The organism is Tahibacter sp. (assembly GCF_032229445.1).
Classification (GTDB): Bacteria; Pseudomonadota; Gammaproteobacteria; order Xanthomonadales; family Rhodanobacteraceae; genus Tahibacter.
Window position 1 is genome coordinate 1 of record NZ_JAVTWC010000062.1, and the last position, 10575, is coordinate 10575.

At 67.7% G+C, this 10575-nt stretch carries 2 protein-coding genes; both read right to left on the minus strand.

What is annotated here, in order from left to right; genetic code table 11:
- A partial coding sequence (locus RUU78_RS12020; RefSeq protein ID WP_313916888.1) for a beta-ketoacyl synthase N-terminal-like domain-containing protein occupies positions 1-1820 on the minus strand: 1820 nt, incomplete at its 3' end.
- A 296-nt stretch (positions 1821-2116) separates the two neighbouring features.
- Complete coding sequence (locus RUU78_RS12025) at positions 2117-10546, minus strand: SDR family NAD(P)-dependent oxidoreductase (RefSeq protein ID WP_313916890.1); 8430 nt, start codon at positions 10544-10546, stop codon at positions 2117-2119.
- Between the last annotated feature and the right edge of the window lie 29 nt (positions 10547-10575).

Genomic DNA, 10575 nt, shown 5'->3' on the forward strand with positions numbered 1-10575 from the left:
AAGCGCTGCTGCGGATCCGTGTATTCCGCCTCCCGCGGCGACAGCCCGAAAAACAACGGGTCGAATTCGTCCACTCCCGAAACAAAGCCGCCCCACTTCGCGTAGCTCTTGCCCGGCTGGCCCTTGCGATCGTCGAAATCCCGCTCGCGGTCCCAGCGCTCCGCCGGAATCAGCGTCACGCAGTCCCCGCCAGCGCTGAGCTTCTCCCACAGATCCTCCACCGTCCGCGCCTGCGGATAGCGGCCGCTGAGGCCGATCACCGCGATATCGCCGTGCCCGAAACGACGCTTGCGCCGGCGCGAACGGCGCGTGGACGATTCCTGCGCCGTCGCATCAAGGCGGGCCGGTACCGCAAGGACGGGTGGCGGTACGATCGGTAGCACCGCCTGGCCGCGCCATGCGCCCGTCTCTGACAGGTGACGCACCAACTGGTCGATGTTGGAATACTGGAACAGCAGCGTCGGCGGCTGCTTGCTGCCGACCAGTTCCTCGATCGCGCGGGCGATTTCCAGCAGCCCGGTCGAATTGATCCCCATTTCATAGAAGCTGTCGGCGACGCCCACGTCGCGGACCGGCCGCTTCACATGGGCCGCAATGAGCTCGCACAGCAGGTCCGTCAGCGAGTTGCCTGCGATCGCGCCTGCGCCGCGCGGCGCGGCTATCGACAGGCTGCCGGCCTTTTCATCGGCGAACGCATCGGCGCCGAACTCTCCGCGCGACTCGCGCAGCAGCTTGGTGGCGAAATCGCCGAGCTCGGCGATCTTGTGTCCAGCCAAGTCGAAGAAATCCATCGACAGATAGGCCAGCTCGCCGTGCTTCTTTGCGAGGCTGCGGTTGACGCGTACGCGAAACGCGCCCGGGAGTGCCTGCGAGGCGGAAAAAAAATCATAGGAGAGCGGCAGCGCGGCGCGGTGCTGTTGCCCGTCGGCCGAATTGAGCATGGTCGTTGCCGCCATCATGCTGGCGTCCATCAGCGCCGGATGAAACAGCAGCGAAGACGCATCCGAAGCCGCTGTCGCACCGAGCCGGCAGTCGACGTAGATCGCCGAGTCGGTCATGTGGACGAGCCCGTCGGCCCGCATGAACGGTCCGTAGTCGATGCCGTGCCGGGTGCTGGCGTCGTAGATGGCGCTCAGCGGCAACGTGGCCGCGGCGGCCGCCGACACGCCGTCCCACTCGAGCACCTCGTCATAGGAAACCGGCAGTCTCCGGCGCACCATCGTGGCCACGGCATAGCGTCGCGCGGGCTCGGCATCGGCAGCGCCACGGAGACGGCCGGTCAATTCGACGCTCCACTCCACCTCGTCGCGGGACGTCGCCTCGATGCAGAGCCTGATGTCATGGTCCGGCGCGACGATCAGCGGCCTGTGTATCGCCAGATCGCGCAATTCCAGGTCGGCGACCTTGAACCCGAAGGGCAGGAAGGTCTGGAACAGGATATCGATATAGGCCAGTCCGGGCAGCAGGTGTTGCGCCTCGAACTGGTGGTCCCTCAACACGGGATTTCGTACGGAAATCAAAATCTCGTGCTTGATTCTCTGTGTCATCCCCCAACTCCAGTCACCGCCAGGCAGGTCGACCGCTCGGAACCGCACCTGGCCCGGGCTGGCGTCGCTCGCCTGGTTCCGCCTTGCGGCGCGCCTCCAACCGACCTCTGCGATCACCATCCGGGTGACCGCTGCGTTTGTCACATTGCACCAGACCGGCTCCGCTCGGCGACGACGATACTCAGGCCGGTTTCGCCGCCTGGCGGGGTCAACACCGTATCGATTACACCTGTCCCGAACGCCGTCACCGACGGAGTTGCATGCAGGCGGCATAGTGGGCCACGTGCATGTTTCACCTTCGCTGTCGATGTCGACGGCGTTCCAAGCCCGCTCGGCATGAGCAGGCTCGGAACGTGATGTGCAGCCTCAAGTCCTACGCGTCGCCGACCGGCACTCGCCCGACATCCCGAAGAAGCTGGACGAGATTGCGGCCCGCCCCCCCGAGCGGTGAACTACTGCCGATTCAGCAATCCCGGTCAGACTACCAGCGAGGCACAAGAGTGTCGATTGTCCAGCTTTGATACTTGGTGCATTCGCGTGTGTGCACGAGATCACCAACAGTGTGGCACTCAGGCATAGCGTTCCCAGAAGCCGGGCTCCTGCGGCACCGAGGTCAACTGGATTTCGTTCGCGATCACCGCCGGCGTGAAAGCCTCGCCGTTCGGCCGCTCCGCGCGCCGGCTCGCGCTGCGTCTGGATGCCACAAGCGGGGGACGCCTGCCGGCTTCAACGTTGCGATCGAGGCCGTTCGCGTCTTCGCGTTCCGCCGGCGAAGACTGTGCCGGCAACCACACTCTCTTCAGCACGGGTGCCGGTATCGGCTGTCGCCAGGCATCGGCGTGCGCGACGGCGCCCTCCACGATCACATGGGCATTCGTGCCACCGTCGGCGAACGAGTTGATCGCTGCCACCCGCGGCGCGTCGCCCCACGGCCGCAACTGGCGCGTGAAGCGGAACGGCGACGCGTCCAGATCGTAGTGCGCCATCGGCTCCTGCGCCGACAGGAACGGTACGCGCTGGCCGTGATGCAGCATCAGCACGACTTTGATGAGGCTCGCGATGCCCTCTGCGCACAATGGATGGCCGATGTTCGGCTTCATCGATCCGAGCTCGCACGGCTGCACCCGGTCCGGGCGATACACCGCCTCGACGGCGCGCAGTTCCAGCAGGTCCGTGATCTCCGAACCCGATCCGTTCACGTCGATGTGGCTGATGTCCTGCGCGCGCCAGCCGCTGCGATCCAGCGCCTGCTGCATCACGTCTTTCTGCGCATGCACGTTCGGCGCCGTAGGACCCGCCGTGCGGCCGTCGTTGTTCACCGCAACAGCACGCACCAGCGCGTAGATCCGGTCGCCGTCAGCCACCGCCTGCGCATGGCGCTTGAGCACCACCATCCCTACCCCTTCGCCCAGGATTGCCCCTTGCGCCCGGCGATCGAATATATGGAACGCGCCGCGCTTCAGGATGCCGCGCTGCTCGAACAGCCGCAGCGCCCCCGGACCGTTCAGCAGGCTCACCCCGCCCACCAGCGCCGCATCGATCTCGCCGCTGCGCAGCCCCTGGGCCGCGATGCTCAACGCGACGAGGGCCGACGAACACGCCGTGTCCACCACCAGGCTCGGCCCGCGCAGGTCGAAGAACTGCGAGATGTTCGACGCCAGGTAGTTCTGTCCCATCGCCAGGATCGGATTGACCGACTCGCGCAGACTCGTCGCATCCGCGTTGAACTGGCCGCGCGCGCCCAGGTACACGCCGCAGCGCGTGCCCTTGAGTTCCGCCGCCGCGTAACCGGCGTGATGCCAGGCCTTCAGGCTTTCTTCCAGCACCAGCAGCGCCTGACGGTCCATCGCCCGCGCGTCGGCCAGCAGCAGACGGAAATGTTCCGGGTCGAAGTGATTCACGTCGTCCAGCAGGGCCGCCCAGTCGTCCCCGCTAGTCGCGCCCCAGCGTGAGGACGGTACCGGCGCAATCGCGCTGCGGCCCTGCGCGAGCAGGTCCCAGTACGCCGACACGTCATTTGCACCCGCGAAGCGACACGACAGGCCCACGACGGCCAGCGCCTCGTCCGCCACCGGGGGCGGCAAGGCCGGCGCCCGCGTCGGCAACACCGTGACCGGCGCGACCTTCACCGGGCCGACGTTCACAGGTCCGACGTCCACCGGCGCCGACGGCGCCGCCTCGCCCGCGACCTCACCGGCCGACAGGTTCGCCCGCAGCGCCGTCTCGTATTTCGATATCAGCCAGCGGGCGAACGCGGTGATCGTCTGGTGCTCGTACAGGATCGACGGATCCAGCGTGTCGTTCACCTGTGCACCGATCGGTACCAGCACCTGCATCAGCAGCACCGAGTCCACGCCGTAGTCCGGCAGTGGCGTCTGTAGGTCGACCTTCTCCCGCGGTATCTGCAGCTGGTGCGCAAACAACGCGTGCAGCCAGCCCTCCACCTGCGACAAAAGCCCTTCACCCGATGGCGCAGACAACGGCGCTGACAGCGCGCTGGCAGCGGCTGCAGCCTCTGCCGGCGCGCGGACCGCCGGGGGGTCGCGCCGCCGCAGCAGCCGCTGCGCCTCAAAGCGCGAACCGTCCACGAGCAATGGCGCCAGCACACCACGATGCTGCGTCGCCACGATCCGGTCCAACCAATGCATCCCCTGCTCGTCGCTGTGGCTCAACAGACCCAGTTCGCGATACACGCGGCTCTTCACCTCGCCCATCCCGCTCTCGTTCCAGCTGCCCCACTGCACGCTCACGACCGGCAGATCACCGGCCTGCTCGCGCCGCGCCACATGGTCCATGTAGGCGTTCGCCATCGCGTAGTCGGCCTGGCCCGACGCCAGATCCGGCACCAGCGCCGAAATCGACGAGAACAGCACGCAGAAGCGCAGCGACGACGATCCCCGCAGGCAACGCAACAGCGTCTCCAGCCCTACCACTTTTGGCGCCAGCACGGCGGCAATGCCCGCCACTGTCTTGCGCACGAAGGCCGGTGTCTGCGCATCGGCCAGACCGGCGCAATGCAGGACCCCGTGGATCGGACCGAGCGACTGCAGGCGACGCATCTCCTGCTCCAGCGCAGCCTCGTCGCACAGGTCGACCGACGTCACCTCGACCGTCACGCCGTCGGCCTGCAGCGCCAGCAGCGCGCGCAATTTCTGCCCCGTCGCATCCGCCTGCACCGCGCGCGCCTGCCACTGCGCACGCTCGGGCAGCGTCTCGCGGCCCGTCAGCACCAGCCGTTTCACCCCGTGCCGCCGCACGAAATGCCGCGCGCAGGCCAGACCCAGCCCGCGCGTGCCCCCGGTGATCCACAACACACCTTCCGGCGCCCAGTCCAACTCCGCTGCCGATGCCGCCAGAATCCCTTCTTCCAGCTGTGCCCGATAGCGCCGATCGTTCCGGTACGTCACCTCGACCGCGTCGTCGGGTGCGCCCAGTTCCTGTACGACCTGCGCAATCCACGCCTCGCCGTCCACATTGTCCACATCGACGTGACGCGAACGGATCCGCCCGTACTCGCTTTGCAGCATCCCATACAAGCCCGCGCGCAGCGCCGCGCCGTCATCCTGCGTCACGCACAGCGCACGCCCACCGTGCGGCGCGCGCGCCAGCACCCACGCCTGCACGATCTCGACCCACGCCAGCGCCTCGATCGACGCCTCGCCGCACCCCGTCACGTCGACCAGCGCTTCCCACTCGCTCCAGTCCACCGTCCCACGCCACTCGTCCTCATCGCTACGCACGATCCGGCTACGCGCCACGCGCAAGGCCAACGCCTGCGCCAGCGTGCGCGTACCCGCATCCGCCACGATCAGCACGCTGCCGACCGTCGCCACCGGCCCCGCCAGCGGCGCTTCCCGCCATCCCTTGCTCAGCACGCTCTCGCGCACCGCCACCTCGACCTTATCCGCGACCGCCGGCTCCAGACCGAGCTCACGCAGCCCGATCCAGTAACGCTCCCGCTCGAACGGATACGTCGGCAGCGCGATGCGGCGCGGCGGCGCTTCATTCGCGTAAAGACCGTTCCAGTCGATGCGCAGGCCTTTGACCCAGAACTCGAGTAGCTTTTCTAGCTTGCCGCGTGCCAGCCATGACGCCACCGCACGCTGCAGATCGTCGTCGCCGGCGAACGCCGCCAGCAGTTCCTTGTTGCGCTTGACTTCACCGCGCCCGCAGCCGGGCACTTCGGTCTCGCCGGCCGTGCAGGCGCGCAGTCTTTCGCAAAGTTCGCCCACGCTGTCCACCGTCAGCGCCAGGCGGAACTCCATCGCTTCGCGGCCGACCTGCAATGTGTAGGCGATATCGGCGAGGTCGTCCTCGCCCGCCGACTCGGCGAACGCCAGCAGCTGGCGAACCTGCCGCTGCAGCGCCTCTTCGGATTTCGCCGACAGCAGAACGAGGCGCGAGGAGCGCGCCGCCGTCGCGCGGCGCGCCGTCGCCTGCGGATATTCCTCGATCACCAGATGCGCATTGGATCCGCCGGCGCCGAAGGAGGAAATGCCCCCGCGCCTGGGCTGCTCGCGCAGCGCTGCGCCCACCGCGCGCGGCCATTCGCTCAGCTCACGCTGGACCACGAAGGGCGTGTCGGCAAAGTCGATGAACGGGTTGATCGTTTCGGAATGCAGGCTGGGCACGAGCATCCCGTGCTTCATCTGCAGCAGCACCTTCGTCAGCGCCGCGATGCCGGCTGCGCTTTCGCAATGACCGATGTTCGACTTGACCGAACCGATGGCGCAGAAGCCCTTGTCGGACGTCTGCGCCTGGAACGCACTGACCAGGCCGCGAATCTCGATAGGATCGCCGAGCGATGTGCCGGTGCCGTGGGCCTCGAGGTAGCTGATCGTGCGAGCGTCGACATTACTGTCTTGCAGCGCCTGCGCAATGAGATCGGCCTGGGCGACCGGGTTGGGGACCGCGAATCCGTTGGTCTTGCCGCCGTGATTGATGGAACTGCCACGGATGACCGCGTAGATGCGGTCTTCGTCGGCAACCGCGTTCGACAGCGGCTTCAGCAACACCGCGCCGACGCCTTCGCCCGGTACGTAGCCATCGCCACCTTCACCGAAGCTGCGGCAGCGACCATCGCTGGAGAGGAACCGGCCCTGCGCCAGCATGAGGTACTTGTTCGGATGCACGCTGACGTTCACGCCGCCGGCGAGCGCTGCTTCACACTGCCCGCGCAGCAGGCTTTCGCAGGCGAGGTGGATGGCGGTCAGCGACGACGAGCACATCGTGTCGACCGCGAGGCTCGGGCCGTGGAAGTTGCAGAAGTACGAGACGCGATTGGCGATCGACGCGGGACTGCCGCTCAGGCTGATGCCGTGACCGACGGTCTGCGCCTGCGCGCCGTAAAGCTGGTATTCCTCGTACATCACCCCGACGAACACACCGACGTTGCCCTCGCGGCCGCGACGCGTCTGCCGGCCCAGGGATTCGCGCGTATAGCCAGCATCCTCGAGCGTTTCGTAAGCGCATTGCAGGAACAGACGTTCCTGCGGGTCCAGTCCGTAGGCTTCGACCGGAGGGATATTGAAGAACAGCGGGTCGAAGTCGGCCACACCGGCGATGAATCCGCCCCACTTGCCGTAGGTCTTGCCGACGGTGCCCTTCTGCGGCTCGAAATAGGCGTCGTGGTTCCAGCGCTCGGCGGGGACTTCGGTGATGGCGTCGCGGCCGGCCTTCAGGTTGTCCCAGAACGCGTCCAGAGTATCGGCGCCGGGATAACGGCCGGCGACACCGACGATGGCGACGAGCTCACGCGCGGCGGTATCGGACCGCGACGGTTCGGCAGCAACGGCGGGCCGCTCACGCGACGGCCACTCGCGTCGGGTCGGCGCGGTAACGGATGCCGCGACAGCGGGCGCGACGCCGGCGGTGCGCGGTTGCGTCTGCCGCTGGGCGCCGTCGACCAGTTGCAGCAGACGGTCGCGGTGAGCGGTCTGGAAGTAGCGGCTCAAGGCAGCCAGGGTCTGGTATTCGAAGAACAGCGTCTTGGAGAGCGACCCGAATATCCGCTCCAGCGCATTGGTCAGTTCGAGCGCGAGGATGGAATCCAGGCCGTATCGCTCGAACGGCGCGTCCGCCTCGATGTTTTCCACCGGTAGCTTCAGCGTGCCTGACAGCGCCTGCTTCAGATAGCTCAGCACCTGCTGGCCAAAACGGTCCCCGGCGTCGGCAGGCAGCGCGGCAATCGCAGCTGGCGCGACGGCAACGGGCGCGACAGCGACCGGTGCGGAAACAGGCGGCGGCGCGGCGGGCCGGCGCTCGACGGCGTCCGTCATCCGATGCAGGTGGACACGCGTGCGGCCGGTCGCCAGGGCCGCATACAGGGCGGCGACTCCGTCGGCTGCGGACAGTTCGACCAGACCGCGTTCGCGCAGGCGAAGGCGCGCCGCGTCAGGCATCCGCATGCTGCCGTCGGCCCAGAGCGGCCACGCGACCGACAGCGTGCGGCCGTGACACTCGCCGCGCTCGACGCGCGCGCGCCGATGGCGCGCGTATCCGTCGAGAAAAGCATTCGCAGCCGCGTAGTCGGCCTGCCCCGGATTGCCATAGACGCCGCTGGTCGACGCGAACAGCACGAACAGGTCCAGCGGACGCGCGCCGATCGCCGCATCGAGGTGGGCGACGGCAAGCACTTTGGCGCCGATCACGGCGGCATAGTCGTCGTGCGTCTTGTTGAGCAGGAAACTGTCGCGGATTACGCCGGCCGAATGGATCACGCCGTCCAGTCGTCCGTGGCGCTGGTCGATGTGCGCGATCAGCGCGTCGACTTCCTCGCGTCGCGACAGATCGGCCTGGCGATACTCGACATCGAACCCCGCGTCGTCCGCCCAGGCCGACAGCTGTTGCCGCTGCGCCTGATTGGGCGCCGACCGTCCCGCGAGCACCAGGCGTGCGCCGGGCGCACGCCGCAGGATTTCCGACGCGAACAGCTGTCCCAGGCTGCCCAGGCCGCCAGTGACCAGATACACGCCGTCGGCCTTCCACGGGGGCGAACCCGGCGGCGGCGCCAGCTCGAAACCGCATTCGAGCTGGCGCACGCCGTCGCGATAGCGCACGAGCACGGCGTCGTCGCCCGCGTCCTGGTGCAACCGCTGGAGCCATGCCTCGACGTCGCGTTCGCCGTCGAGACCGACCACCTGTCCACGCAGCCGCGGGTTCTCCAGCCGTGCCGTCTGCAGCAGTGCGCCAAGGCCGTTCAGGAGTTCGCCGTGCGGCGTCTGCTCGATCACCAGCTGCAGCAGCACCGGTGAATCGCCGCCGGCTTTCAGAATCTCCTGCACGCGCCCGATCAGGTGCCAGCCGTACCGCGCATAGCGCTCCGCGATAGTGCCGGGCGCATCGATTCGTTCCCAGCGCAGGCCGTCTACGGCCCCCAATCCGGCCGCGAGCGCATCGTGGAGCCCGGCATCACCGTCGTCGGGTTGCAGCACAAGCACATGACGCTCTTCGCGACGCTCGACGGACTCCGCTACGCCCAGCGGACTGTCGCGCCATTCGCGACCAAAATGAACGGTGCGCGACAACGGCGCGGCCTCATTGCGTGCAGGCCTCGCGCTGAGATTCTCCAGCACCACGCACACATTGCCGTCCGCATCGCAGAACTCGACTTGCAGCATCGGCAGTTGCGCCGTGGTCGTGGTCCGGCGCAGCACGGCGAAGCAGGCGGTCCGGGTGCCGTCGTAGATCCTGACCTGCTCCAGGCTGTAAGGAACCAGCGGCCGATCGCCGCCGGAGCCGGCACGCCACAGACCCACCACCGCGTGCAACGCGCTGTCGAGCAGGGCCGGATGCAGCACGAAACGGTCGCTCTCCGGGCGGGCCGCCTCGGGGAGATTCAATCGCGCCACGACGCAATCCGCGCCGGCGTCGTCGGTGCCGACACTGGCGCTTTCCAGCGCACGGAAGCTGGCACCGTAATCGAGTCCGCTCGTCTGCAGCCGCTCGTAGCACTCCGCCGCTGACAGTCGGACCTCGCAACGCGACTCGAGCTGTTCGACGTCGATGCGCGGAGCGGGCGCGTACTGCGTCCATGCGGCGGCGCCTTGGGAGTGGACGATTCGTCCACGGTCGGCCGCGTCGTCGTCCGGGGCGGGGGAACTGTAGATCTCGTAACCGATCTCGTCCTGCCCCTGGCGGAACAGGCTGATGTGCAGATCGACCGCCTGGTCGCGCACGATCAGAGGCCGCGACCAGACCACATGCCGCAGGACCAGGCGGCTGTCGGGCGCCGGGGGAGCGCCACCGCCCTCGTTGACGGCGGCGCGCGCCATCTCGAGATAGGCCATGCCGGGCAATACACGTTCGCCCAGCACAACGTGATCGCGCAATAAGAACTCGTCACCGGTAAAGCGCGAACTGAATCGCTGGGCATCGACGTCGGAGGTGTTCTCGTGCAGCAGCGGGTGCCGGTGGGTCGAAACACCGGGCAGCCGGACGAATGCTGCCGACCCGTCGACCCAGTAGCGATCGCGCGCGAAAGGGTAAGTCGGCAGCGCGATGCGCGGCGGCGGCGAGTCGCTGAACAGAATCGCCCAGGGCAGCGCGTAACCCTGGCAGTGCAGCTCTGCCAGCGCCGGCAGCGCATCGGTTTCCTTGCCTTCGCGCAGGCGTGCCAGCAGTTCCTCGCCATAGCGCTCCAGCGCCTTCTGGCCGACGAACTCGTGCGGCACCACTCCGGCACAGATACCGTTGCCGCGCGTGCCGCGCACCGCCTCATCCAGCAGGTGCAACGCATGGCCGTGATCCTGCGCCACGATCACGCAGCGATGCGCGAAATGCTGGCGTCCGCACAGTAGCGTGTAGACGAGCGACTGCAACGCCGCTGCATCCCACTCGCGCGACCGCAGCACAACGCGCAGATCGCGCAGCCGCTGCTGCAGCGCCACGGCGCTCTTTGCCGACAACGCCAGCAGCCAGTACGGCGCCACGCCGGTCGGCACCGCTTCGACCGGCGCCTCGGCCTCGCGCACTACCATGTGCACATTGGTACCGCTCATGCCGAACGCGCTCAGCGCCGCATGGCGCG

Coding starts and splice junctions, on each gene's coding strand:
- RUU78_RS12025 (WP_313916890.1), bottom strand. CDS start 10,546: ATGAGCGGTACCAATGTGCACATGGTAGTGCGCGAGGCCGAGGCGCCG.